The organism is Streptomyces sp. HUAS MG56, assembly GCF_058673395.1.
On sequence record NZ_CM178722.1, the window covers coordinates 7,744,192 to 7,768,702 of the forward strand.

The following is a 24,511-nucleotide window of genomic DNA, read 5'->3' on the forward strand; positions in this document are numbered from 1 at the left end:
GCCTCAGGTCCGTCCGTCCCGCGCCCGCGTCCCCCGCTCCGGTGCGCCCTCGGTGTGCAGGGCCTGCGCCGCGTCGTTCATCGGTTGGGGGACGCCCGCGAGGTCCAGCACGAACAGGGGGACGGCCAGGGCGGCCGCGCGCAGCCGGGCGTCGTCCGTGTAGCCGGCCAGCGAGAAGTACACGCAGCCCGCGTCCTCCGTCATCGCCGTCAGCCACAGGCACTCCACGTCCCGCGGCGCCGCCGGGCGGACGGTCGGGTCCACCTGGGCGAGGAGCCCGTGGGCGGCGAGCCCGATGCCGCTCGGCGGCCGCTGGTCGGCCCGCCGGATGTCCCGGTAGCCGAGCCAGCGCAGATACAGGGCGGCGGTGGTCACGGCGTCCCGGGCGGTACGGATGACACGCGGCTGAAAGGCAGGCCGGGAACCGTCCTCCCCTCCCACGCCGCCCGCCCCCGGCATCACCCCTGGCGCCCCTCCGACTCCGGCCGCGGGCACCCCGCTTCCGGCCACGGGCACCTCGTCTCCGGCCGGCGTCCCGTGTTCGGGCGGCGTCCTGCTTCCGGCCGGTGCCTGGCCTTCCGTCGGTGCCTCGCTTCTGGCCGCGGTCTGGCGTTTCGCGGGCGGCCTGCCTTCGGTCGGTGGTTCGCCTCCGGTCGGCATCTCGCCCTTCGCCGGTTCCTCGCCTTCCGTGGGCAGCCCGCCTTCCACCGGTTCGCCTCCGGCCGCGGCCTCGCCCGCCTCTGCCACCGAACCTGCCTCCGGCGCCGAGTCCCTCCGCGGCTCCGGACCCGCCTCCTGTACCGGGCCTGTATCCGGTGCCGAGCCTGTCTTCGGCGTCGGGCCCGCCTCCGCCACCGAGCCTCCCTTCTGCACCGAACCTCCCTCCGGTGTCGTCTCCGAGGCCGATGGCGCGCCCGGGTCGGCTGCGAGTGGCGATGGCATGTCCGGTTGTGCTGCCTCTGTCCCGGCCTCCGGTGCTGTTTCCGGGCGTGCCCCCGGTTCCGGTGCGGGCCCGGCTGCCGGCGTCGGTCCGGCCGTGGTCGGCGGTGTCGTACCGCGCTCCGCTGCGGGCGCCGGACCCGCGCCCGGCTGTGGCCCGGTCCCGGTGTCCGCCCCGGCTTCCCGCTCCGGCTGCTCCGCCGTGGGCCGTGGCCCGGAGGGGCCGGGGACCGGGATGCGCAGGACCGTGCCGCAGGAGCAGCCCAGTTCCGGGTGGGGCCAGTGGTTCCGGCGGCCGCAGGCGGTGCACGGCACCGCGAGCCACTCGTCGTCCCAGGCGCGGTGGACCGTCACGACCGGCTCGGCGGCCGGGTCGAGGCGCGGGGCGGTGGGGGCGCCGCACACGCACGGATACACCGGCGCGGTGTAGACGTACTCGCGCCGACAGGCCGGACAGCGCACCGGCACGCTCTCGGGCATGGCCCACTCCCAGGCGTCGCGTCGGGACAGCGCTGCCCATGGTCCTCCTCTCCTGCCCCGCTTGTCCGGCGCTTGCCGGGTCTTCGCCGATTCGCGGCCCTCTCCGGTGTCTCTTGACGGCTTTCGCCCACCCCCCCTACATTGCTTCCAGATAGTAGAAATTAAATTCCGCGATACGGAAACCAACGAACATCACGGACGTAGCTGTGCTCACCGCGGGGCGCGACGGGAGTACGCATCCGACAGCCGAAGCAGGAGTACTCGATGGCTCGTATGACCGCTGCCCGCGCGGCAGTTGAGATCCTCAAGCGCGAGGGCGTCACCGACGCCTTCGGTGTGCCGGGAGCGGCGATCAACCCCTTCTACAAGGCGCTCAAGGAGGGCGGCGGCATCCACCACACCCTCGCCCGCCACGTCGAGGGCGCCTCGCACATGGCCGAGGGCTACACCCGTACCAGGCCGGGCAACATCGGCGTCTGCATCGGTACCTCCGGCCCGGCCGGCACCGACATGATCACGGGCCTGTACTCCGCCATCGGTGACTCGATCCCGATCCTGTGCATCACGGGCCAGGCGCCCACCAGCGTGATCCACAAGGAGGACTTCCAGGCCGTCGACATCGCCTCGATCGCCAAGCCGGTCACGAAAATGGCGGTCACCGTCCTGGAGGCCGCCCAGGTCCCCGGTGTCTTCCAGCAGGCCTTCCACCTGATGCGCTCCGGCCGCCCCGGCCCGGTCCTGATCGACCTGCCGATCGACGTCCAGCAGACCGAGATCGAGTTCGACCCGGACACGTACGAGCCGCTGCCGGTCTACAAGCCCGCCGCGACCCGCGCCCAGATCGAGAAGGCCCTCTCCTTCCTGCTCGCCGCCGAGCGCCCGGTCATCGTCGCCGGCGGCGGTGTCCTCGGCGCCGACGCCGCCGACCTGCTGGTCGAGTTCGCCGAGCTGACCCAGACCCCGGTCGTCCCGACCCTGATGGGCTGGGGCGCGCTGCCCGACGACCACGAGCTGAACGCCGGCATGGTCGGCGTCCAGACCTCGCACCGCTACGGCAACGCCAACTTCCTGGAGTCCGACGCCGTCCTCGGCATCGGCAACCGCTGGGCCAACCGCCACACCGGCTACAAGCTGGACGTCTACCGCGGCGACCGTACGTTCGTCCACGTCGACATCGAGCCCACCCAGATCGGCAAGATCTTCCCGCCGGACTACGGGGTCGTCTCCGACGCCAAGGCCGCGCTGGAGCTGTTCATCGAGGTCGCGAAGGAACTGAAGGCCGAGGGCAGGCTCCCCGACCGCTCCGCGTGGGTGGCCTCCACCCAGGAGCGCAAGGCGACCCTCCTGCGCCGTACGCACTTCGACAACGTGCCGATGAAACCGCAGCGCGTGTACGAGGAGATGAACAAGGCCTTCGGCCCGGACACCCGCTACGTCACCACGATCGGCCTCTCCCAGATCGCCGGCGCGCAGATGCTGCACGTCTACAAGCCGCGGCACTGGATCAACTGCGGCCAGGCCGGCCCGCTCGGCTGGACCATCCCGGCCGCGATCGGCGTCGCCAAGGCCGACCCCGAGTCCCCGGTCGTCGCCCTGTCCGGCGACTACGACTTCCAGTTCCTGATCGAGGAGCTGGCCGTCGCCGCCCAGCACCGGATCCCGTACGTCCACGTCCTGGTGAACAACGCCTACCTCGGCCTGATCCGCCAGGCCCAGATCGGCCTGGACATCAACTTCCAGGTCAACCTGGAGTTCGAGAACATCAACGCGCCCGAGCTCGGCGTCTACGGCGTGGACCACGTCAAGGTCGCCGAGGGCCTCGGCTGCAAGGCGATCCGGGTCACCGAGCCGGACCAGCTGGGCGCGGCCTTCGAGCAGGCGAAGAAGCTGGCCGCCGAGTACCGGGTGCCGGTCGTCGTCGAGGCGATCCTGGAGCGGATCACCAACATCTCGATGAGCCGCACCATGGACATCAGCGACATCTCCGAGTTCGAGGACCTGGCCACCGAGCCGGGCCACGCGCCGACCTCGATCAAGCCGCTGAAGGTCTGACGGCCGAAACGCCGTAACGCCGACACGCCGAGGGCGGCCCGTCCGGGAGGACGGGCCGCCCTTCGGTGTTCCCGTACGTCCGGTACGTCTGTCACACCTCGTGTTCCGACAGCCCCGGCCAGTCGTCCGGGCCGCCGCCCTGCCACTCGATCAGGTCGCTCTCCTCCACCTCGATGCGGTCCAGGTCCGCCAGCCGCAGGATCTCCACGACATCGTCCAGATGGGAGGCGATCCCCAGCGTCACCTCGCCCTCGGTGACCCGCCGGGAGCCGTCCAGGGCGGGGGAGTGGACCACGATGTGCGGGTGCTGCGTCGGATTGCCCATGCCCTCAGCGTGCTGCGGATGCGCCCGGCGCGCACGCCGGGGCCGCGACGTGCCCCGACAGCGGGTGCGGGTGCGGAAAGACAGTCGTATGTAGGTGTCCGAGGACGAGCTCGCGCACTCGCTCCGTGTGCCGACACGGCAGCGCCCCCGGACCGGCCGGTCCGGGGGCGCTGCTTCGGTGTGCTGATAGCCGTCCGACGGCGCGAGGCTGGGCGCGACAGGTCGTTCGCGCCGCCGGACGGGGCCGGTGGGGACCCCGTGAGCGGGGTCCGGGTGGGACCGCGGCGGGTGCGACGGAACCGGGGCTCCCTTTCCCTCTGGTCGAGAAGGGGGACACGACTCCTTCACCACCGCACTGGCTCGCACGCCGCCGCGGTCCTCGCCCTGCCCGCGCCCGCCGCCCGCCGGCCACCCCTCATCCGGGCCGCCGGGCGTCCTGCGCGGGCCGCGTACGGAGTTGCTGACCTCCCGTCAGACTCCGTACGCCGCTCGGGTGTTGCCGTGCTCTCAGTCCTCGCGCAGGGCGCGGACCGCCTCCTCCACGCGCTTGCCGTACTCCGGGTCGGCGGCGTGGAAGTGGGCCAGGTTCTTCTCGATCACGTCGTCGCGCGAGACCTGCGACAGGCTGCCGGCGATGTTCGCGACCAGGCGGGACTTCTCCTCCGCCGACATGAGGCGGTACAGCTCGCCCGCCTGGAAGAAGTCGTCGTCCTTGGTGTGCAGGGGCGCCTCGTGGGTGCCCGTGTGGCCGGAGACGGCCAGCGGGGCGGACAGCGGGCGGCCGGTCTCGACGGGGCCGTCGTAGGAGTTCGGCTCGTAGTTCCTGGCGCCGCGGCCCTGGCCGTTGACCGCCATGAGGCCGTCGCGGCCGTAGTTCTGCGCGCCGCCCTCGACCGCCTTCGGGGCGTTCACGGCGAGCTGGGTGTGGTTGACGCCCAGGCGGTAGCGGTGCGCGTCCGCGTAGGCGAACAGGCGGCCCTGCAGCATCTTGTCGGGGGAGGGGCCGATGCCCGGAACGAAGTTGTTCGGGGAGAACGCGGCCTGCTCGACCTCGGCGAAGACGTTGTCCGGGTTGCGGTCGAGGACCAGGCGGCCCACGCGCTGCAGCGGGTAGTCCTTGTGCGGCCAGATCTTGGTCAGGTCGAACGGGTTGAAGCGGTAGTCCGCCGCCTCGGCCGCCGGCATGAGCTGGACGTACAGGGTCCAGGACGGGTGCACCCCGCGCTCGATGGCCTGGAGCAGGTCCGTCTGGTGCGAGGTGGCGTCCTTGCCCGCGAGCTCCGCGGCCTGCTCGCTGCTGAGCGAGCGGATGCCCTGGTTGGTCTTGAAGTGGTACTTGACGAAGAAGGCCTCGCCCCGGGCGTTCGTCCACTGGTAGGTGTGCGAGCCGTAGCCGTTCATGTGGCGGTACGACGCCGGGATGCCGCGGTCGCCCATCAGCCAGGTCACCTGGTGCGTGGCCTCCGGGGCGTGCGCCCAGAAGTCCCAGACGTTGTCCGGCTCCTGCCGGCCCGTGAACGGGTCGCGCTTCTGCGAGTGGATGAAGTCGGGGAACTTGATCGGGTCCTTGATGAAGAACACCGGGGTGTTGTTGCCGACGAGGTCGTAGTTGCCCTCTTCGGTGTAGAACTTCAGGGCGAAGCCGCGCGGGTCACGGACGGCGTCGGCGCCGCCGAGGGAGTCGGCGACCGTCGAGAAGCGCGCGAACACCTCGGTGCGCTTGCCGATCTCGCTCAGGAAGTCGGCGTGGGTGAAGCCGGTGACGTCGTCGGTCACCTCGAAGTGGCCGTACGCGCCGGAGCCGCGGGCGTGCACCACGCGCTCCGGGATGCGCTCGCGGTTGAAGCGCGCGAGCTTCTCCAGGAGGTGCTGGTCCTGGAGCAGGAGCGGGCCGCCGACGCCGGCGGAGGTGGAGTTCTGGTTGTCTGCGACCGGGGCGCCGGACTCCGTGGTGAGAGTTCGCGCCGTGAGCACGCGCTTCGACATCGGGGACCTTCCGTACGAGTGGCAGCGGAAAACTGTTTCCGCTTTGTGGAGCCTAAGTTCGGGCCCTCCGGGCGTCAACAGTTTGTTGAAGCTTGGGGCTGTGGAATGTGTTCCGGGCCGCGGCGGCGCCTGGGCGCGACAGGACAGGTGTCGGCGCCGCCGCGGCCCGGAAGTCTCGGGAGCGTCAGACCTGGGCGCCGGAGAGGCGCTCCACGGCCCGCAGCAGGGCCGAGTGGTCCAGCCCGCCGTCGCCCTGGGCGCGCAGCGAGGCGACCAGCTGGGCGACCACGGCGCCGACCGGCAGGGCGGCACCGACGTTGCGGGCGGCGTCGGTGACGATGCCCATGTCCTTGTGGTGCAGGTCGATGCGGAAGCCCGGCTTGAAGTCGCGGTTCAGGAAGTTGTCCTTCTTGCGCGTCAGCACGGTCGAGCCGGCGAGGCCCCCGTTGAGGACGTCCAGGGCGGCCGCGAGGTCCACGCCCGACTTCTCCAGGAAGACCACGGCCTCGGCGCACGCCTGGATGTTGACGGCGACGATCAGCTGGTTGGCCGCCTTCACGGTCTGGCCGGAGCCGTGCGGGCCGCACAGCACGATGGTCCTGCCCAGCGCGTCGAAGATCGGCTTGGCCTGGTCGAAGTCCGCCTGCTCACCGCCGACCATGATCGACAGCACGGCCTCGACGGCGCCGGCCTCACCGCCGGACACCGGGGCGTCGAGCACCCGGATGCCCTTGTCCTTGGCCGCGGCGGCCAGGTCGACGGAGGTCTGCGGGGTGATCGAGGACATGTCGATCAGCAGGGCGCCCTGCCTGGCGTTCTCCAGGATGCCGTCGGGGCCGTAGGAGATGGCCTCGACCTGCGGGGACGCGGGCACCATCGTGATCACCACGTCGGCGTCGCGCACGGCCTCGGCGATCGAGCCGGCCACGGTGCCGCCGGCGGCGGCCAGGCGGTCCAGCTTGTCCTGCTCCAGCGTGAAGCCGGTGACGTCGTAACCCGCCTTGATCAGGTTCTCGGACATGGGGGAGCCCATGATGCCGAGGCCGATCCACGCGATCGCAGGGCGGGCCGGGCGGGAGGAATCAGTAAGGTTGCTGCTCATGATTGGGGGTGCCTCTCTCAACTGCCTTGCAAAGTCAGGGGGTTCAGCGGGCGGCGCGTGCCTCGCGCGGGAGCCAGTCGAAGGACTCCGCGCTCGGGCGGTCGCCGGCCTTGTACTCCAGGCCGACCCAGCCGTCGTAACCGGCCTTCCTCAGCTGGTCGAGCAGTTCCTCCAGCGGGAGCGAGCCGGTGCCGGGGGCGCCGCGGCCGGGGTTGTCCGCGATCTGGACGTGACCGGTCTTCGCCGCGTAACGCTCGATCACCGAGGGCAGGTCCTCGCCGTTCATGGACAGGTGGTACAGGTCCATCAGGAACGTCGCGTTCCCGAGGCCCGTCGCCTCGTTGACCTTGTCCACGATCTCGATCGCCCGGGGCGCGCTCACGATCGGGCACTTCGGCGACTCGGGCCGGTTGAGGGCCTCGATCAGGATCGTCCCGCCGACCCGGCCGACAGCCCGGGCCGCGAGCACCAGGTTCTCCAGGGCGAGCGCGTCCTGCTCGGCCGGGTCCACGCCGTCGACGCGGTTGCCGTACAGGGCGTTGAACGTCGTGCAGCCCAGGGACTGGCCGAAGGCGACGGCCACGTCGATGTTGGCGCGGAACCTGTCCGACTCCGCACCCGGGATCGACAGGGCGCCGCGGTCCGGGCCCGGCAGTTGTCCGGCGTAGAAGTTCAGGCCCGTGAGCTGGACGCCCGCGTCCTCGATCGCCTTCTTCAGGGCGTCGAGCTCGGCCTGCTCGGGGGTGGGGGAGTCGACCCAGGGCCACCACAGCTCGACCGCCGTGAAGCCCGCCGCGGCGGCCGCCGCGGGGCGCTCCAGGAGCGGGAGTTCCGTGAAGAGGATCGACAGGTTGACGTTGAAGCGCTGGTCTGCGGCTGTGCTCCATCCAGAACCTGGCATCGGGGGCCGCGCTCCCTTCCGTGATCGACGTCGCCGACTTCCGTATTCCGTATTATGGAAGTTTGTTTCTGCGTAATGGAAGATTGCCGTCGGGTGTCGGCGCTTGTCAAGGGGGGCCGGTCACCGGGCATGCGAAAAGCCCGGCAGGGCGCGTCCTGCCGGGCTCGTGGTCCGGGGGGTTCCGACGATCGCGGTGTCATGGCACGGCGGCGGCTGCCGAGCGCCCGGATGCGAGTGTGCCGAGGGCGAGGATGGCCGCACCGCAGCCGGCGATGATCCACCAGGCGGCCGGACCCGAGCCGGCGGCGACCGCGGCGCCGATCACCGCGATGCCGAGGGAGGAGCCGATCTGACGGCTGGTCGCCGCGATGGCGGCGGCGACCCCGGCCCGGTCGCGCGGCAGGCCGGACACCGCCGTGTAGGTGATCGGCGCGTTGACGAAGCCGAACCCGAGGCCGAACAGCGTGTACGTGAGATACAGCAGGATGTCCGAGGGGCGGGCGGAGCGGGTGGCGGCGACGGCCAGCACACCGCTCGCGGTGATGCCGGCCCCCGCGACGAGCAGGGGAGTGCGCGGGCCGCGGCTGCCCACGATCCGCCCGGACAGCGGCGGGCACACCAGGGACAGCGCGGCCATGGGCAGCAGGTGCAGCCCGGCGCCCAGAGCGCTCAGCCCCAACTCCCGTTGTAGATAGAGGGTGTTGGTGAACAGGAAACCGCCGAGCGCGGCGAAGGCGAGGACCGCCGTCGCGGTGGCTCCGCCGAAGGACGCGCTGCGGAAGAGCCGCGGCTCGATCAGCGGTTCGGCGCGCCGGTTCTCGTACGGTACGAAGACGGCGAGCGCGCACCCCGCGGCGATCAGGCAGGCCACGATCGGCGGCGCGGTCCAGCCCTCGCCGGGCGCCTCGATGACGGCGTACGTCAGTGTGCCGAGCAGGACGATCAGCAGGAGCTGCCCCACCGGGTCGGCCCGCCGGGTGCGCGGTGCGCGGGACTCCGGCACGAACAGCGCGGCCAGCGCGCACGCGGCCGGCCCGATCGGCACGTTCAGCCAGAACACCGATCGCCATCCGAACGATTCCACCAGTACGCCGCCGAGGACCGGTCCGGCCGCCATGCTGAGGCCGACGATCCCGCCCCAGACGCCGATGGCCCGTGCGCGCTCGCGGGGCTCGGTGAACGTGTTGGTGAGGATGGCCATGGCGACGGGGGTGAGCATGCTGCCGCCCGCCGCCTGCACCGTGCGGAAGGCCACCAGCCAGCCGGTCGTGGGTGCCAGGCCGCACAGGGCCGACCCGGCGGTGAACAGCACGAGGCCGAGCTGGAAGACCCGTCGGCGTCCTACCCGGTCGGCGGTGGCACCGGCCAGGGTCAGCAGCGAGGCCAGGACGAGGGTGTAGGCGTCGAGTGTCCACTGCAGGCCGGAGACCGAGGAGTCCAGGTCGCGCTGTATCGACGGCAGCGCGACGTTGAGGACGGTGACGTCGAGACTGACCAGCAGCACGCTCAGGCAGCAGACGGCCAGGACCGGCACGCGCCGCCCGTGTCGGGGGACGGGCATGTGGCTCCCCTCGTGCTCAGTTGCCGGGCCGGTCGGTGGCGTCGGCGTCGGCGAAGTCCCATACCGTCGCGAGGAGTTGCTCAGGGGTTTCGATCTGGGGCATGTGGCCGGTGCGGAGGAGGAGCTGGAACCGGGCGCCGGGGACGGCGTCGGCGTACGCCCGTCCGTAGTCGGTGTCGACGACCTGGTCGCTCTCGCCCCATGCGACGAGGACCGGGTGCGTGACCTTGGCCAGGCGCTCGCGCAGGGTGGGGTCGGCCATGGCGTGCGGGCCCGAATAGACCTGCAGCGCGGCGCGGTTGGCGACGGCCGCCGCGCGCTGCTCGTCGGAGAACGTGGCGGGGTCGATGCGGAACTTCTCGACGTCGTGGAAGGAGAGAGCGGACAGCTCGGCGGGCGTCAGGGTGAAGGGGTCGGCGACCGGGTGGCCGGGGACGTGGATGCCGGCGGCGTTGACGAGGACGACACTGCCGATCCGGTCGCTGCCGAGCAGGGCCATCTCGGCGGCGATCCAGCCGCCTATGGAGTTGCCGACGACGGTGACGTCCTCCAGGCCGAGCTCGTCCAGCAGCCGTACGTAGACCCGGGCGAGGGTGGGCACGTCGGTCAGCCATTCGGGCCTGGCGGTGCCGCCGAAGCCGGGGTGGACCGGGGTGATGACCCGGGCCGGCCGCTGCTCGGCGAGGAGCCCGGCGAAGGCGGCGACGGTCTGCGGGCCGCCGCCGCCGTGCAGGAGCAGGAAGGGATGGCCCTTGCCCCGCTCGTCGACGGTGAAGCGCAGGTCGGCGTCGCCGGAGTCGAGGGTGAGGGTGATCGTGCGGGCGGTGCTGGTCATGGGAGTCTCCGAGTCGGTTTTTGCTGTCGGGGGGTTGTCGGGGGTCACTGACGCGGGCCGTCACGCGTGGTCGGTGGCCGGAACGGTGGCGTACCGGCTCATCACCTCGACCGTGGCCTGCGGGGTGAGTTCCTGGCCGCCGGCGATCATGTCCCGCAGGTCGCGGAAGTACTGCACGTACAGGTCGGGCGTGAAGGTGTTGAGCATCACCGCCGGCTCGTCGCCGTGGTTGGCGAAGGTGTGCGGCGCGCCGGGCGGGATCATCGCGAGCGTCCCGGCCGGTGCGACGTGCGTGGTCTCGCCGACGGTGAAGTGCACGGTGCCGGAGACGACGTAGAAGCCCTCGTCGTGCTGGGCGTGGCGGTGTTGTGGCGGCCCTTCGGTGTGCGGGGCGAGGGTGATCTCGCCGATCCCGATCCGGTGACCGGTGGTGCTGCCGTCTTCCAGGATGCGGATCTGTGCCGGTCCCAGGCGGATCGTCTCGCCGTCGTCCGGACCGACCACGGAAGCCTGTGTCATTGCGGTCTCCTTCGTGAGAGCCAACTCTCGTGAAGGAGAGTAGAGGGTCGACTCTCCTTGTGCAAGTGGACTCTCATGAAGAGAGTCGGCAGTGATAAAGTGGCCGTGAACGGGACGGGCGGGAACGCCGGACGAGCAGGGAGGGAGGCGGCACCGATGCCGACGCCGATCGACACCGGCCGCAGCAATCAGAAGAGGCGCACGCGTGCTGCGATCGTCGAGGCCGCGAGCGGCCTCATCGCCGCGGGCGGCGAGGTGAGCATGCCGGCGGTCGCGCGCGCGGCCATGGTCTCCGAGCCCACCGCCTACCGGTACTTCCCCGACCTCCCGTCGCTGATCGGCGAGGCCCTGGCCGGCGCCTGGCCGCCCCCCGCCGAGGCCCTCGCCCCGGTCGCGGACTCCACCGACCCCGTCGAACGGGTCGCCTTCGCCTGCGCGTTCCTGCTCCGCGGCATACTCCGCCGCCAGGGGGCGGTGCGCGCGATGATCGCGGCCACCGTCGCCCGGCCCGCGGCGGCGGCCGAACGGCCCGGGATCCGGTTCGGGCTGATCGACCACGCGCTCGCCCCCCTCGAAGGGACGCTGGCCACGACGGACCCGGAAGCCTTCGCCCAGCTGAAGCGGGACCTCGCCGTGGTCGTCAGCGCCGAAGCCCTCTTCACCCTCACCGACCTGTGCGGCCTCGCCCCGGACGACGCCGTCGCGAGCGCGGTGCGGACGGCGACCACGCTCACCGAAGCCGCGGTGCGCACGGCCGCGCAGGGATGAGCCGGGGCGTCCACGGACGGCCCCGGCCGTCTCCTGTGACTCCGCGGGCCCGTGGCTCCGCGGGAATCGGCTCCGCGCACCCGGCGCACCGCAGCCCCGGTCGGCTAGGGTCGCCTCGTGGCGGACGGACCGGCGCCGTCGCGTGAAACGGATCGGCCTGCGGTGGATCGCGACCGTGGCGCAGTCGGTCGCTGTGCCCTCGGCGCGCCCGATGTGCCCACTCGGTGGGTGATTCGGTAAAAGCGCAGGTCAGAAGGGTGTTTAGGGGTACTGTGCGATTGAGAGTGGAGTTCACGACCGAACCCTTCGACCTGGACGAGGCGCCCGCGCACGCCCTGGCGGCGCGGGAGGTCATCGAGACGGCCGAGCTGGACGCCGTCGACGTCGGCCCGTTCGGCAACACGGCGGAGGGCGGAGCGGACCGCGTCCTGACGGCCGTGGACGCGCTGCTGCGCAGGAGCCTGAAGGCCGGTGCCACCCGGGTCTCGCTCCAGGTCAACGTGATCGACGACGGGTTCGGGGAGGGCGATAGATGAGTGGCGACGAGCCCTTCATCGCCGCGGTGAAGCCGCTGGTGGACGCGATGGGCGGGGAGATCCTGCCGCCGGACGAGGCGAGGGAGGAGGACGTCGTCCTCGCCTGGGAGGGCGTCGACGTCGTCGCCGTACGCCTGCCCCAGCTCGCCGACTCCCTCGACCACATCCTGGCGGCCATGGAGCGCCGGCGGGGGCGGCCGCTGGCCGAGCTGGACCGCAAGGCCAAGCAGGAGGTCGTACGGACCCTGGAGGCGCGCGGCGCGTTCGCCGTCCGGCACGGGGTGGAAACGGTCGCCGGCGCGCTCGGCGTCAGCAGGTTCACGGTGTACAACTACCTCAACCGGGACAAAGGTGCGTAGTGCCCTGAAGCGGCGCGCCTGTTACGCGGAATTTTCAACAAAGTGTTGACGTGACGTTCCCGGGGGCGTTCACTATCGGCAGCCCGTTCAGCACGAAGGCCGTTTCCGGCCACGGAGGCTCCCGTGACGACGACTCCCACGCCCCCGGGTCTGGCCCGGTTCAACGACCTGGAGGAACGCGAGGCTCTCGCCGCCCTCCACGAGGCGTGCGCCTCCGCCGAGTGGGGCCGGCGCGTCAGCGCCGCCCGCCCGTACGCCACCACCGACGACCTGTACGCCGCTAGCGACGCCGCCATGGCCGGGCTGAGCGGCGACGACCTCGCGGAGGCGATGGCGGGACACCCGCCGATCGGGCGCCCCAGGCCGGGCGATCCGACCTCCGCCCGCGAGCAGCGCGGCATGGCCGGCGCCTCCGAGGACCTCAAGGCCGAGATGCTCGATCTCAACCTGGCCTACCAGGAGAAGTTCGGCCACGTCTTCCTGATCTGCGCCACCGGCCGGACCGGCGAGCAGATGCGCGACGCGGTCAAGGAGCGCATCGGGAACGCGCCGGAGCAGGAACGGGAGATCGTCCGCACCGAGCTGGGCAAGATCAACCGTATCCGCCTGGCCCGACTCGTCGAAGAGGACGCCTGACACCATGAGCACCAGCACCACCGCCTCCGTGTCCACGCACATCCTGGACACCTCGGCCGGCCGCCCCGCCGAGGGCGTCGCCGTCCAGCTCTTCGCCCGCACCGGCAGGAGCGCGGACTGGCAGGCGCTCGGCGGCTCCGCGACCGACGCGGACGGGCGGTGCAAGGACCTGCCGGCCCTGCCGGAGGGAACCACCCACGTACGGCTCGACTTCGCCGTCGAACCGTACTTCGAAGACAAGACTGCGAACCAGCAAGCCGATGCGCAGCAGGACGCCCCCGCGAATCGGGACAGCGGACGCGGCGTGTTCTTCCCGGAGGTGGCGATCACGTTCGCCGTCGTGCCGGGCGAGCATTACCACGTGCCGCTGCTGCTCAACCCGTTCGGCTACTCCGTTTACCGAGGGAGCTAGCGAATGCCCACCATCCTGGGACAGAACCAGTACGGCAAGGCCGAGAACCGAGTCGTCAAGATCACGCGGGACGGCGCCACCCATCACATCAAGGACCTCAACGTCTCCGTCGCGCTGAGCGGCGACATGGAGGAGGTCCACTACTCCGGCTCCAACGCCAACGTCCTGCCGACCGATACCACCAAGAACACGGTGTACGCGTTCGCCAAGGAGTACGGGATCGAGTCCGCCGAGCAGTTCGGCATCCACCTCGCCCGCCACTTCGTCACCTCGCAGGAGCCGATCAGGACCGCGCGGATCCGGATCGAGGAGTACGCCTGGGAGCGGATCGAGACCTCCGACGCCAACTCGAAGTTCATCGGCGCGGACGACGTCAAGCACTCCTTCGTCCGCAAGGGCCAGGAGACCCGCGTCACCCAGATCACCTACGACGGTGCGCGCTGGGAGGTCATCTCCGGCCTGAAGGACCTGGTCGTGATGAACTCGACCAACTCCGAGTTCTGGGGCTACGTCAAGGACAAGTACACCACCCTCCAGGAGGCGTACGACCGGATCCTCGCCACCCAGGTCTCCGGCCGCTGGCGGTTCAACTGGACCGACGACGAGCAGAAGATGCCCCACTGGGAGAAGTCCTACGAGCAGGTCAAGAAGCACATGCTCCAGGCCTTCGCCGAGACGTACTCGCTCTCCCTGCAGCAGACGCTGTACCAGATGGGCTCGCGCATCATCAACAACCGCAGCGAGATCGACGAGGTCCGCTTCTCGCTGCCGAACAAGCACCACTTCCTCGTCGATCTGGAGCCGTTCGGGCTCAAGAACGACAACGAGGTCTACTTCGCCGCCGACCGTCCCTACGGCCTCATCGAGGCCACCATCCTGCGGGACGGCTGTGAGGCCCGTATCCCGGTCGACATGACCAACCTCTGACGCGGGACGCGGGCCCCCGGCCCCGCCGCCCGCGCGGCCGGGGGCCCGCCACACCGGAGGGAACGAAATGGCTCAGCCTGCGAAGGGGCCCGACACAGCCCCGTGTTCCACCCCGCCGGCGCACACCGAGGACGCCGTCACGTCCGTGCACCCGGTGGACGAGAAGCTCCACCCCACGCGGCTCGCCCCCGCCGCGCTCCAGCACATCGCCGCCATGTACGCGGGCGTGGTCACTCCTCCGCTCATCATCGGCCAGGCCTGTGGACTCGACCTCGCGGCCCGCACCCGGCTGATCGCCGCGAGCCTGCTCGTCGCGGGCGTCGCGACCCTCCTGCAGACCCTCGGTGTCAAGGGCTTCGTCGGCAACCGGCTGCCCTTCGTCAACGCCGCCTCCTCGGCCGGCATCGCCCCGATCCTCGCGATCGCCGAGACCAACGCCAAGGGGCACCAACTCCCCGCCGTCTACGGCGCGGTGATGGTCGCCGGTGTCTTCTGCCTCGCCGTCGGCCCGTTCTTCGGACGGCTGCTGCGCTTCTTCCCGCCGCTCGTCACCGGCGTCGTCATCACGCTGATCGGCGTCACCCTGATGCCCGTCCCGGTGAGCTGGGCGCAGGGCGGCGACAGGACCGCCCCCGACTTCGGCGCCATGAGCCACCTCGCGCTCGCCGGGTTCACCCTCGCGGTCATCCTGCTGATCCAGCGCTTCGGCCGCGGCTTCGTCCAGCAGGTCGCCCTGCTCCTCGGACTGCTCATCGGCACGCTGGCGGCGATCCCGTTCGGCATGGCCGACTTCAGCGCCCTGAAGTCCGCGCCCCTCGCCGCGCTGCCGGCACCGTTCGCCTTCGGCGCCCCCGAGTTCCAGCCCGCGGCGATCCTGTCGCTGTGCATCGTGATGCTGGTCCTGATGACCGAGTCCAGCGCCGGCATGCTGGCCCTCGGCGAGATCTGCGACCGCCGCACCGACGCGCGGACCATCACCCGCGGCCTGCGCACCGACGGCATCGCCACCCTGCTCGGCCCCGTCTTCGGCGGCTTCCCCACCTCCGCCTTCGCACAGAACGTCGGCGTGGTCTCGCTGACCCGGGTGCGCAGCCGCTACGTCGTCGCCGTCGCCGGCGGCGCCCTGCTGGTCCTCGGCGCCTTCCCGGTGCTCGGCGCGGTCGTCTCCCTGGTGCCGATGCCGGTCCTCGGCGGCGCGGGCATCGTCCTGTTCGGCTCGATCGCGGTCAGCGGCATCCGTACCCTGTCGGAGGCGGGCCTCGACGACAGCTCCAACATCATCCTGGTCGCCGTCGCGCTCGGCGCGGGCATCATCCCGCTGGCCGCGCCGACCTTCTACGCGGACTTCCCGGCCTGGGCGCAGACCGTGCTCGGCTCCGGCATCAGCGCGGGCGCCGTGGTCGCCGTCCTGCTCAATCTGTTCTTCCACCATCTCGGCACCCGGAGCGGCGGCCCCGCCCCGGCACTCAAATCCTCCTAGGGTCCTGCCGTGCCCTCCCCGCGGACACTCCCTCCCCGCCCTGTTCGCGGATCCGCCACTGAAAGACAAGGAAGCACCATGGCACCATCGGCAGCCCAGCGCATCGTCATCGAGAACTGCGCCATCGCGACCGTGGATGCGGGCGACACCGAGTACGCCTCCGGGTACCTGGTCCTCGCCGGCAACCGGATCGAGTCGCTCGGCGCGGGCCAGGCCCCCGAAGGCCTCGACAACGTGGTGCGCCGGATCGACGCGAGCGGCCATCTGGCCACGCCCGGTCTGGTCAACACCCACCACCACTTCTACCAGTGGATCACCCGGGGCCTGGCCACCGACCACAACCTGTTCAACTGGCTCGTCGCGCTCTACCCCACCTGGGCGCGCATCGACGAGCGGATGACGTACGCGGCCGCGCAGGGCTCCCTCGCCATGATGGCCCGCGGCGGTGTCACCACCGCCATGGACCACCACTACGTCTTCCCGCACGGCTCCGGCGACCTGTCCGGGTCGATCATCCGGGCCGCCGCCGAGACGGGCGTGCGCTTCACGCTGGCCCGCGGCTCGATGGACCGCAGCGAGAAGGACGGCGGCCTGCCGCCGGACTTCGCCGTCGAGACCCTGGAGGGCGCGCTCGCGGCGACCGAGGAGACCGTCAAGAAGCACCACGACTCCTCCTTCGACGCCATGACCCAGGTGGCCGTGGCCCCCTGCTCGCCGTTCTCCGTCTCCACCGAACTCCTCAGGCAGGGCGCCGAGCTGGCCCGCCGCCTCGGCGTACGGCTGCACACCCACGGCTCGGAGACCGTGGAGGAGGAGAAGTTCTGCCACGAGCTGTTCGGCATGGGCCCGACCGACTACTTCGAGTCCACCGGCTGGCTCGGCGAGGACGTGTGGATGGCGCACTGCGTCCACATGAACGACTCCGACATCGCCGCCTTCGCCCGCACGAGGACCGGCGTCGCCCACTGCCCGTCCTCCAACGCCCGCCTCGCGGCCGGGATCGCACGGGTCCCGGACATGCTCGCGGCCGGCGTCCCGGTCGGCCTCGGTGTCGACGGCACGGCGTCCAACGAGTCGGGCGAGCTGCACACCGAACTGCGCAACGCCCTGCTGATCAACCGCCTCGGCAGCCACCGCGAGGCCGCGCTGAACGCCCGCCAGGCGCTGCGGCTCGGCACCCACGGCGGCGCCCGGGTGCTCGGCCGCGGCGACCAGATCGGCTCGCTGGAGCCGGGCAAGCTGGCCGACGTGGTGCTGTGGAAGATGGACACCCTCGCCCACGCCTCCATCGCCGACCCGGTCACCGCGCTGGTCTTCGGCGCGGCGGCCCCGGTCACCGCGTCCTTCGTCAACGGCGAGCAGATCGTGGAGAACGGCCGCCTGCTCACCGTCGACGAGGACACCATCGCCCGCTCCACCCGCGAGGAGGCCCAGCGCCTCGCCCGGATCGCCGCCCAGGGCTGATCCCCTTCGGACTCCGGCCGAGAGGGACGGCTCCCGGCCGGGCCCGTGAACCCGAGCGGGGTTCACGGGAGCCGTTCCGGGGCAGGTGCGCACGCACCCGCCCCGGAACGGTCACCCACCCCCCACTGTTCACCCCCGTCACGGTCCCGCACGACCACACGCACCACCTCCCTGAAACCCACGTCGACGACGACGTGTCAACCGCCCGGAGGAGCCGCCGTGGCCGCCCAACCTGTCGCCCGACCCGTCGCCCATCCCGTCGACGAGAAACTCCCCGCCCTGAAAATGGCGACCAGCGGCCTGCAGCATGTGGCCGCCATGTACGCGGGGGTCGTCGCACCTCCCCTGATCGTCGGCGCGGCCGTAGGCCTGTCCGGCACCGACCTCACCTTCCTCACCGGGGCCTGCCTGTTCACGGCGGGGCTCGCCACCTTCCTCCAGACCCTCGGCTTCTGGAAGATCGGCGCCCGGCTGCCCTTCGTCAACGGCGTCACCTTCGCCGGAGTCGCCCCGATGACCGCCATCGTCGCCTCCGCCAAGGACAAGTCCGACGCCCTGCCGATGATCTTCGGCGCGGTCATCGTCGCCGGTCTCCTCGGCTTCCTCGCCGCCCCCTTCTTCAGCAGGGCCGTCCGCTTCTTCCCGCCCGTCGTCACCGGCTCGGTCATCACCCTGATCGGTGTCTCCCTGCTGCCCGTCGCCTTCGGCTGGGCCCAGGGCCCGAACCCCGCCGCGCACGACTACGGCTCGACGACCTACCTCACCCTCGCCGGCATCACCCTGCTGCTCGTCCTGCTGCTGCGCCGCTTCACCCGGGGCTTCGTCAAACAGATCGCCGTCCTGCTCGGCCTGGTCCTCGGCACGCTCATCGCGATACCGTTCGGCGTCACCGACTTCACCCCCGTCACCAAGGCGGCCGTCGTCGGCTTCCCGACCCCGTTCCACTTCGGCGCCCCCACCTTCCACTTCGCGGCCATCCTGTCGATGTGCGTGGTGATGGTCGTCTCCATGACCGAGTCCACCGCCGACATGCTCGCCCTCGGCGAGATCGTCGAGCGCCCCTCGGACGAGAAGGTCATCGCGGCCGGCCTGCGCGCCGACACCCTCGGCTCCGCGCTCAGCCCGTTCTTCAACGGCTTCATGTGCAGCGCGTTCGCGCAGAACATCGGCCTCGTCGCGATGACGCGGATCCGCAGCCGCTTCGTGGTCGCCGCGGGCGGCGGCTTCCTGGTCCTCATGGGCCTGTGCCCGATGGCCGCGTCGCTGATCGCCGTCGTGCCCCGCCCCGTCCTCGGCGGCGCCGGCGTCGTCCTGTTCGGCTCGGTCGCCGCGAGCGGCATCCAGACCCTGGTCCGGGCCGGCCTGGAGAAGGACAACAACGTCCTGATCGTCGCCGTCTCCCTGGCCGTCGGGATCATCCCGATCACCGCGCCCGGCTTCTACCACGCCTTCCCCGGGACCGCGAAGATCGTCCTGGACTCGGGCATCTCCACCGGGTGCGTGACGGCGGTGATCCTCAACCTCCTGTTCAACCACCTCGGCAAGGGCCGGGAGGCCGAGGACGTCACCCACCCGATGGAGGCGGGAGCGGAACTCACCCCCGCGCACTGACCGCCGCCGCGCTCGTCCTCACCCCCGCGCCTGGCAGGGCGTCAGGGACGGCAGCCGGCCGGTGAGGTACGAGCGCGGCGGAACGCCCATCAGGGTACGGAAGTCGGACGTCATGTGCGCCTGGTCGAAGTACCCGGTGACGGCGGCGAGTTGGGACCACGGGGCGTCACCGGCCCGGGTGACGAGCGTGCGGACGCGGTCGATGCGGGTGTAGTGCTTGGGGGAGACCCCGACCCCCTCGGCGAACAGCTTGCGCAACTGCCGTTCGCTGACCGCGAGTTCCCGGGCCGCCTCACGCACCTGGGCCGGCGTCCGGTCCGGCCGGACCGACAGCGCGTCGACCCCCGCCCGCAGCAGCGCCGTACGGGCGGGGTCCGCGGCGTCCGACATCGGTCCGGGCAGCGTCCCGGCGAGCCGCGGCAGCGGATCGCCCGGATCCAGCCGGCGCAGCGCGGCCGCGAGCAGCTCGGGCATCGCTCCCGGCAGCGCCTCCAACGGCACGGCCCGGCCGGCCAGTTCGGCGGCGGCGACCCCGAGCAGCGGGCGGGTCATGCCCGGCGTGAGACGCAGCTCGACACACCGCAGACGGGCCTTGCCCTCGTGGTACGAGGCCCGCACCCGCGGCCCGACCGCGAGCACGTCGCGCCGCCCGTCCGCGGCCACCCGCAGCACCACCTTGGTGACCGCGGTGGGCAGCCGCACGAAGGGCTCCTCGGTGTGCTCGGCGTCGGACAGGGACAGCGTGCGCACCCCGGCGATCCAGGGGCGCAGCACCTCGGGCACGGTCAGGACCCGCGCGGCGACGGTGTTCGGCATCACTCCACCGTACGCGCGCCGCACCCGCTTCCGGGCGGGCGAACCGTGCCGGAATTTCCAAGAGAACGGCGCCCCGCGCGGCCCATCGTGGACCGCATGATTCTGGTGACGGGTGCCACGGGCACCACCGGCAGCGAGGTCGTACGACAGCTCACCGCGCGCGGCGAGAAGGTCCGCGCCCTGACCCGCGACCCGGGACGGGCCCAGCTGCCCGCCGGGGTGGAGACGGTCCGCGGGGACTACGCCGACCCCGGCTCCCTCGCGGCGGCGATGGCCGGGGTGCGGGCCGCGTACCTGGTGTGCCCGCCCGGTCCCGGTGCACGCCACGACACGGCGCTGGTGGCGGCGGCCCGGGCGGCGGGGGTGCGGCGGCTGGTGAAGCTCTCCGCCATCGGCACCGACGACTCCGCGGCCGGCCCTTCCGCCGCCTGGCACGGCGAGGGGGAGCGGGCGGTCCGGGAGAGCGGTGCCGAATGGACGGTCCTGCGGCCGTCGTCGTTCGCCTCGAACACGCTGGCCTGGGCGCAGGCCGTCCGGCGGGGCGAGCCGGTGCCGAACATGACCGCCGACGGGGCGTCCGGCGTGATCGACCCGCGCGACATCGCCGAGGTGGCGGTGCGGGCCCTGCTGGAGGACGCGCACGACGGGCGGACGTACACCCTGACCGGACCGGCGGCGATCAGCGTCCCGGACCAGGCCGCCGCCCTCACCGCGGTCCTCGGCCGCCCGGTCGCCACCCGCGACCTGACGCCCGACGAGACGGCCGAATTCCTGCGCACCACGTGGGGGATCGACGAGACGCGGATGGCGAGCGTGCTGACCGGTGTCGCGTATATGCGCGACGGCCGCAACGCGCTCGTCACCGACGACGTGCCCGAGGTGCTGGGCCGCCCGGCCCGCACCTTCCGCGAGTGGGCCGAGGACCACAGGGCAGCCTTCGGCACTGCCTGAGCGGGTACGGCCCGGCGGCTACAGGCCGAACAGGGCGAGGTCCGTCGTCAGCTCTTTGAACACCGTGCGCGGGTCGGCGACCAGCTTGCGCTCCTGGAGATCCAGCAGCCCACCGACCGCGCTGACCTCGGCCGCCAGGGTGCCGTCGGTCTTGCGGACCTCCTGCACGATCCGGAACGTCTTGCCGCCGCTCCACTCGAACGCGCAGGTCACGTCGACCTCGTCGCCGGCGAGCAGCTCGCGCCGGAAGCGGATGGTCGTCTCCAGCGCCACCGGGCCCACCCCCCGGCCCACGAGCCGGGCCTGGCTTATTCCGGCCGCCTGGAGCAGCGACCAGCGGGCGTGCTCCGCGTAGTTGAGGTACACGGACTGGTTGAGATGCCCCTGTGTGTCGGTCTCGTAGCCACGGACGGTCACACGGACGGAAAACGGTTCGGCCACTGCCTGCCCTTCCTCGCGTTCACGGTTGCGGTCGGTCGATCCTGGCACGCAGCTCACACCCGGCGCGGCGAGGCCAGCAGATACCGGGTCCCGGTCCGCGGCTCGGTGTACTCGCCCGGCTGCCAGCCCGCGCGCTCCAGCGTGGCCGCGCAGTCCGCCAGGGCCTGGGCGTCCGGCGCGTACACGGCGACGGCCTCCGGCTGCGGGGTCGCCCGCACCCGGTAGCCGTCCGCCCGCCCGTCCGCCGGACGGTGCCCGGCCGCCTCCAGCGCGAGCGCCGCGGCCCGCACGAGATGTGCCCGCTCCCAGCCGCACGGGCGGTCCGCCGCGCCGTCGGCGTTGGTCATCCGGCGCAGCTCCAGCAGCCCCTGCCACGCGCTGTGCACCTCCCGCGCCCGCGCCGGCCCCGCCCCGGCGGCCTCGTCCGCGCCGCCGGCCCGCGCCGCGAACACCCCCGCCCCGGCCGCCGGATCCGCCACCGGCCCGTCCGCCGGTGCGGCGTCTGCCGGTGCAGCGTCCGCCGCCTCACGTATCCGATGCCCCGCCGGGGTCAGGAAGTACGCGTGCGGCGGCCGCGGATGGCGGAACACCAGCCCGCGCCTCAGCAGCGCCGCGAGCTGTGCCTCCGTCCCCCGCACCCGCCCGGTGACCGGGTCGGCCCCGTCGATCACCCGCCGCTGCGCGGCACTCGGCGCTCGGGTCACAGCCGTACTCCTTCCCTGCCTGTGCAGCGTACGGCGCGGCTCTGACAACGGGCCCCGCCCGGCCGCCCGCTACTCCCGCGGCCGGATGTTCCACCCCGCCACCACCGGCCGGCCGTGCTCCGTGCCCAGTCGGCACAGCGCGCCCGTCGCCAGCTGGAAGAGGGCGCCCTGCTGGGGCGGCAGGCCCAGGCGGCGGGCGGTGAGGACGCGCAGGAAGTGGCCGTGGGCGATGAGGACGACGACCCCCTCGGTGTTGCAGAGCGCGGCGTCGGCCTTGGCCAGCATCCGGTCGGCGCGCTCGCCCACCTGTTCCGGGGTCTCGCCCGGGTGCTCCGGCGGTCCCGGCGCGACCCCGTCCGTGAACAGGAACCAGCCGGGCCGGGTCCGCTGGATCTCCACGGTGGTCACGCCCTCGTAGCCGCCGTAGTCCCACTCGCGCAGGTCGGTGTCCACCCGGGCGTCGGGGACGCCGATGAGTTCGGCGGTCTCCCGGGCCCGTTGGAGGGGGCTGACGAAGGCCGCGCCGATCCGGTGCGAGCGGACCAGCGGAACCAGCCGGCGTGCCTCCTCCCGGCCGTGCTCGGTGAGGGGTACGTCGGTCCAGCCGGTGTGCCGCCCGGAGCGCGACCACTCGGTCTCGCCGTGCCGGACGAGAAAGAGGTCACCCACGCGCGCGCCCTTCCCGCTCTCCTGCCAGCACGGTGGCACAGGAAGCCCGCCGCGCGCAGGACGGACTGCGCCAGACGGCCGGTCCCCGTGTCAGCCGCCGGAGCGGACCAGGGTGTTCTCCTTGCCGAGGGCCTTGGCGGTGGTGTCGGCGTACAGCGTGGTCTCGCCGTCGGACCAGCGCACGAGCAGGTCGTCGGCCCTGTGGTCGGCCGTGACGTCCCCGGTGGTCATGACCTGTGCGTGGGTCCAGGTGCCGTTCGCGCCGAGCACCCGGGACCGGGTGCCGGGCCCGGCGGCCGAGGTGCCCGTGTAGGCGTCCAGCGAGCCGTCCGTCCAGCGCACCAGGAAGCCGCCGCTGTCGCCGAAGCTCCCGCCGGTCAGCAGTGCGGCCCTGGTCCAGGTGCCGTTCGCCTTGAGCAGTTGCCGGGCGGGGCCGAAGGTGCCGGCGGCGACCCCGGTGTAGAGGGTCAGCCGGCCGTCGGACCAGCGCACCAGCAGGTCGCTGGCGCCCTTGCCGCCGTCGAACTGCCCGGACGTGATCTGTACGGCGTTCTGCCAGGCGGAGCGGGGCGCCGCCATCCGCACCTCCCGGCCCAGGCCGGCGCCGCCCACGGCCGGATAGAGCGTGGCCTCGCCGTCGGACCAGCGCACCAGGAGGTCGGCGCGGCCGTCGCCGGTGAAGTCCCCGCCCGTGACGGTGCGGGCGTGCGTCCAGGTGGAGTTGGCCTTCAGCAGCCGCTGCTCGGACCCGAACCCGCCCTTGCCGTCCCCGGGATGCAGGGTGATCCCGCCGTCAGACCACACGGTGAGCAGATCGCCCCGGCGGTCGCCGGTGTAGTCGGCGGAGGCCAGCAGCGTGGCCCTGCGCCAGCGCGCGCCGCCGCCCGGCAGCGGGTCCTGGAGCCCCTGGTACGGCGGCAGGTCGGTGCGCAGGTCCTGGTTCGCGACCGCGGCGCCGAGCAGGCGGGCGGCGTCGTCGCCGAACGCCGGGGCGTAGCTGATGTAGTCGACGTTCGCGTCGTTGCCGCCGCCGTTGTAGCCGCCGAGGTCGCCGATGACGTGCCCGGTGCGCGCGTTGTCGTCGTAGTCGGTGATCCACGGGCTGCCGGACACCCCGCCGTAGTAGCCGCCGCAGGTCATCGACATCTGCCGGTAGCCGGGCAACTGGGTGGTCGGCACGGTGCACTTGACGGCCTGTCCGGCGCTGTTGTGTCCGTAGGAGGGGTAGCCGACCACGGTCACGTTCCGGTTGGTGTACCCGGGCGCCGGGGTGAAGGTCAGTCCGCCGCCGACCGCGTCCTGGAGGCTCTGGCCGCGCTGGTTGGCCGAGACCCGGGCGAACGCGGTGTCCAGGTCGGAGACGGGCTTCTTGGTGGTCGTCGACCCCTGGTCGGGCACGTACCGCGGGTCGGTGAACAGGTGCTGGATGTGGAAGATGCCGTACGGCTGCTGGTCGGGGCCCGCGCCCTTCACGAACTTCGGGACGAAGAGGTAGTCGCCGCGCATGCTCAGTCCGCAGTGGGCCGCGGTGAGGACGATGCTGCGCGCCGCGGTGTCCATCACGCTGCCGGTGCAGTGCCAGGTGGTACCGCTGGGCCCGTCGGACCCGAAGAACGTCCCGACCAGGGGCGATCCCGGGAACAGGGTGCCCTGCGGACGGCCCGCCGCCGCGGCCGCCGCCCCCGGCCCGGTCGGGGCCGTGCGCGCGTCGTCCAGCGGCGGGGCGTCGGCCATGCGCCGCGCGGTCCAGAACCGGGCGGCGTCCCGGGCCTCGCGCCCGGCGGAGGGCGCGGGCGCGGGCGGCGGTGGTGTGGCGCTGTCGGCCTGCGCCGCGGGGGCCGGGCCCCAGACGGCCGCGAGGCATACGACGGCGACGGCCGCCCGGCGTGCGCGGTACGAGAACAACGGTGCTTCCCCTCGGCCCTACGGCCTGTTCGGTCCGGACCGGGGAGAGCGCGGTGCGGCGCTGGTCGGGCGCGCGGGAACCCCCCGGGTCATGCCGGGTGATCTTCCCATGAAGCCCCCTGGTCTCGCACG

25 protein-coding genes are annotated in these 24,511 nt (G+C 72.2%); 12 read left to right on the forward strand and 13 right to left on the reverse strand.

Annotated features, from left to right (window positions below; translation table 11 throughout):
* Nucleotides 1-3 precede the first annotated feature (3 nt).
* Nucleotides 4-660, reverse strand: coding sequence for a hypothetical protein (locus AC4OXY_RS36215; protein WP_491994689.1), 657 nt, complete (start codon nucleotides 658-660; stop codon nucleotides 4-6).
* A 514-nt stretch (nucleotides 661-1,174) separates the two neighbouring features.
* On the opposite strand from AC4OXY_RS36215, the gene AC4OXY_RS36220 reads away from it, so the two are divergent.
* Nucleotides 1,175-1,369, forward strand: coding sequence for a hypothetical protein (locus AC4OXY_RS36220; RefSeq protein WP_376286431.1), 195 nt, complete (start codon nucleotides 1,175-1,177; stop codon nucleotides 1,367-1,369).
* A gap of 314 nt (nucleotides 1,370-1,683) precedes the next feature.
* Entirely contained in the window at nucleotides 1,684-3,471 is a 1,788-nt protein-coding gene (gene gcl / locus AC4OXY_RS36225) for a glyoxylate carboligase (RefSeq protein ID WP_356035257.1), read from the forward strand.
* Nucleotides 3,472-3,562: 91 nt separating this feature from the next.
* Here the strand turns inward: gcl and AC4OXY_RS36230 are convergent, their stop codons facing one another.
* From AC4OXY_RS36230 to AC4OXY_RS36260, 7 genes are all read right to left on the reverse strand, one after another.
* Nucleotides 3,563-3,796: a hypothetical protein gene (locus AC4OXY_RS36230; RefSeq protein ID WP_356035254.1), complete on the reverse strand. Its 234-nt coding sequence runs from the start codon at nucleotides 3,794-3,796 to the stop codon at nucleotides 3,563-3,565.
* 507 nt (nucleotides 3,797-4,303) lie between these two features.
* The gene (locus tag AC4OXY_RS36235) at nucleotides 4,304-5,782 is read right to left on the reverse strand and encodes a catalase (protein WP_362820707.1); all 1,479 of its coding nucleotides are present in this window, start codon (nucleotides 5,780-5,782) and stop codon (nucleotides 4,304-4,306) included.
* Between the two features lie 184 nt (nucleotides 5,783-5,966).
* Nucleotides 5,967-6,884: a 2-hydroxy-3-oxopropionate reductase gene (locus tag AC4OXY_RS36240; RefSeq protein ID WP_356025137.1), complete on the reverse strand. Its 918-nt coding sequence runs from the start codon at nucleotides 6,882-6,884 to the stop codon at nucleotides 5,967-5,969.
* A 43-nt stretch (nucleotides 6,885-6,927) separates the two neighbouring features.
* Nucleotides 6,928-7,785, reverse strand: a complete 858-nt coding sequence (locus AC4OXY_RS36245) for a TIM barrel protein (RefSeq protein WP_402064271.1) — start codon at nucleotides 7,783-7,785, stop codon at nucleotides 6,928-6,930.
* A 196-nt stretch (nucleotides 7,786-7,981) separates the two neighbouring features.
* A complete protein-coding gene (locus tag AC4OXY_RS36250) occupies nucleotides 7,982-9,346 on the reverse strand; it encodes a DHA2 family efflux MFS transporter permease subunit (protein ID WP_491991722.1) in 1,365 nt (454 codons plus the stop codon).
* A gap of 16 nt (nucleotides 9,347-9,362) precedes the next feature.
* Nucleotides 9,363-10,181, reverse strand: coding sequence for an alpha/beta fold hydrolase (locus tag AC4OXY_RS36255; protein WP_491991723.1), 819 nt, complete (start codon nucleotides 10,179-10,181; stop codon nucleotides 9,363-9,365).
* A 60-nt stretch (nucleotides 10,182-10,241) separates the two neighbouring features.
* Nucleotides 10,242-10,700, reverse strand: a complete 459-nt coding sequence (locus AC4OXY_RS36260) for a cupin domain-containing protein (RefSeq protein ID WP_376286414.1) — start codon at nucleotides 10,698-10,700, stop codon at nucleotides 10,242-10,244.
* Nucleotides 10,701-10,856: 156 nt separating this feature from the next.
* Here AC4OXY_RS36260 and AC4OXY_RS36265 point away from each other — a divergent pair, with 156 nt between their 5' ends.
* The 9 genes from AC4OXY_RS36265 to AC4OXY_RS36305 all read left to right on the forward strand — a co-directional run bounded on the left by AC4OXY_RS36265 (nucleotide 10,857) and on the right by AC4OXY_RS36305 (nucleotide 18,893).
* Nucleotides 10,857-11,468, forward strand: coding sequence for a TetR/AcrR family transcriptional regulator (locus AC4OXY_RS36265; RefSeq protein ID WP_356025147.1), 612 nt, complete (start codon nucleotides 10,857-10,859; stop codon nucleotides 11,466-11,468).
* 272 nt (nucleotides 11,469-11,740) lie between these two features.
* Nucleotides 11,741-12,004 carry a YkoF family thiamine-binding protein gene (locus AC4OXY_RS36270; protein ID WP_356025149.1) on the forward strand — a complete coding sequence of 88 codons (264 nt, stop codon included), beginning with the start codon at nucleotides 11,741-11,743 and terminating at the stop codon, nucleotides 12,002-12,004.
* Nucleotides 12,001-12,363 carry a helix-turn-helix domain-containing protein gene (locus AC4OXY_RS36275; protein WP_356025151.1) on the forward strand — a complete coding sequence of 121 codons (363 nt, stop codon included), beginning with the start codon at nucleotides 12,001-12,003 and terminating at the stop codon, nucleotides 12,361-12,363. Before AC4OXY_RS36270 ends, AC4OXY_RS36275 begins: the two co-directional genes overlap by 4 nt.
* 123 nt (nucleotides 12,364-12,486) lie before the next feature.
* Nucleotides 12,487-12,999 (forward strand): 2-oxo-4-hydroxy-4-carboxy-5-ureidoimidazoline decarboxylase, encoded by a 513-nt coding sequence (gene uraD / locus AC4OXY_RS36280; protein WP_356025153.1) that lies wholly within the window; start codon nucleotides 12,487-12,489, stop codon nucleotides 12,997-12,999.
* Between the two features lie 4 nt (nucleotides 13,000-13,003).
* On the forward strand, nucleotides 13,004-13,411 hold the full coding sequence (uraH, locus tag AC4OXY_RS36285; RefSeq protein ID WP_356025155.1) for a hydroxyisourate hydrolase: 408 nt from the start codon (nucleotides 13,004-13,006) through the stop codon (nucleotides 13,409-13,411).
* Nucleotides 13,412-13,414: 3 nt separating this feature from the next.
* The gene (gene pucL / locus AC4OXY_RS36290; protein WP_376286406.1) at nucleotides 13,415-14,338 is read left to right on the forward strand and encodes a factor-independent urate hydroxylase; all 924 of its coding nucleotides are present in this window, start codon (nucleotides 13,415-13,417) and stop codon (nucleotides 14,336-14,338) included.
* A 67-nt stretch (nucleotides 14,339-14,405) separates the two neighbouring features.
* Complete coding sequence (locus tag AC4OXY_RS36295) at nucleotides 14,406-15,818, forward strand: nucleobase:cation symporter-2 family protein (RefSeq protein ID WP_356025159.1); 1,413 nt, start codon at nucleotides 14,406-14,408, stop codon at nucleotides 15,816-15,818.
* A gap of 78 nt (nucleotides 15,819-15,896) precedes the next feature.
* A complete protein-coding gene (locus tag AC4OXY_RS36300) occupies nucleotides 15,897-17,282 on the forward strand; it encodes an 8-oxoguanine deaminase (RefSeq protein WP_362820714.1) in 1,386 nt (461 codons plus the stop codon).
* 285 nt (nucleotides 17,283-17,567) lie between these two features.
* Nucleotides 17,568-18,893, forward strand: a complete 1,326-nt coding sequence (locus tag AC4OXY_RS36305) for a nucleobase:cation symporter-2 family protein (protein ID WP_491994690.1) — start codon at nucleotides 17,568-17,570, stop codon at nucleotides 18,891-18,893.
* A gap of 18 nt (nucleotides 18,894-18,911) precedes the next feature.
* Here the strand turns inward: AC4OXY_RS36305 and AC4OXY_RS36310 are convergent, their stop codons facing one another.
* On the reverse strand, nucleotides 18,912-19,709 hold the full coding sequence (locus AC4OXY_RS36310) for an AraC family transcriptional regulator (RefSeq protein ID WP_491991724.1): 798 nt from the start codon (nucleotides 19,707-19,709) through the stop codon (nucleotides 18,912-18,914).
* Nucleotides 19,710-19,805: 96 nt separating this feature from the next.
* Between AC4OXY_RS36310 and AC4OXY_RS36315 the strand changes: the two genes are divergently transcribed.
* The gene (locus AC4OXY_RS36315; RefSeq protein ID WP_402064257.1) at nucleotides 19,806-20,660 is read left to right on the forward strand and encodes an NAD(P)H-binding protein; all 855 of its coding nucleotides are present in this window, start codon (nucleotides 19,806-19,808) and stop codon (nucleotides 20,658-20,660) included.
* 18 nt (nucleotides 20,661-20,678) lie between these two features.
* On the opposite strand, the gene AC4OXY_RS36320 is transcribed toward AC4OXY_RS36315, so the two are convergent.
* The 4 genes from AC4OXY_RS36320 to AC4OXY_RS36335 form a co-directional block, all read right to left on the reverse strand.
* Nucleotides 20,679-21,101: an acyl-CoA thioesterase gene (locus AC4OXY_RS36320; RefSeq protein WP_356025169.1), complete on the reverse strand. Its 423-nt coding sequence runs from the start codon at nucleotides 21,099-21,101 to the stop codon at nucleotides 20,679-20,681.
* A gap of 53 nt (nucleotides 21,102-21,154) precedes the next feature.
* Complete coding sequence (locus tag AC4OXY_RS36325; RefSeq protein ID WP_376286392.1) at nucleotides 21,155-21,805, reverse strand: hypothetical protein; 651 nt, start codon at nucleotides 21,803-21,805, stop codon at nucleotides 21,155-21,157.
* A gap of 69 nt (nucleotides 21,806-21,874) precedes the next feature.
* Nucleotides 21,875-22,474 carry a histidine phosphatase family protein gene (locus AC4OXY_RS36330; RefSeq protein WP_356025173.1) on the reverse strand — a complete coding sequence of 200 codons (600 nt, stop codon included), beginning with the start codon at nucleotides 22,472-22,474 and terminating at the stop codon, nucleotides 21,875-21,877.
* Nucleotides 22,475-22,564: 90 nt separating this feature from the next.
* Complete coding sequence (locus AC4OXY_RS36335; RefSeq protein ID WP_376286389.1) at nucleotides 22,565-24,379, reverse strand: FG-GAP-like repeat-containing protein; 1,815 nt, start codon at nucleotides 24,377-24,379, stop codon at nucleotides 22,565-22,567.
* Nucleotides 24,380-24,511 lie beyond the last annotated feature (132 nt).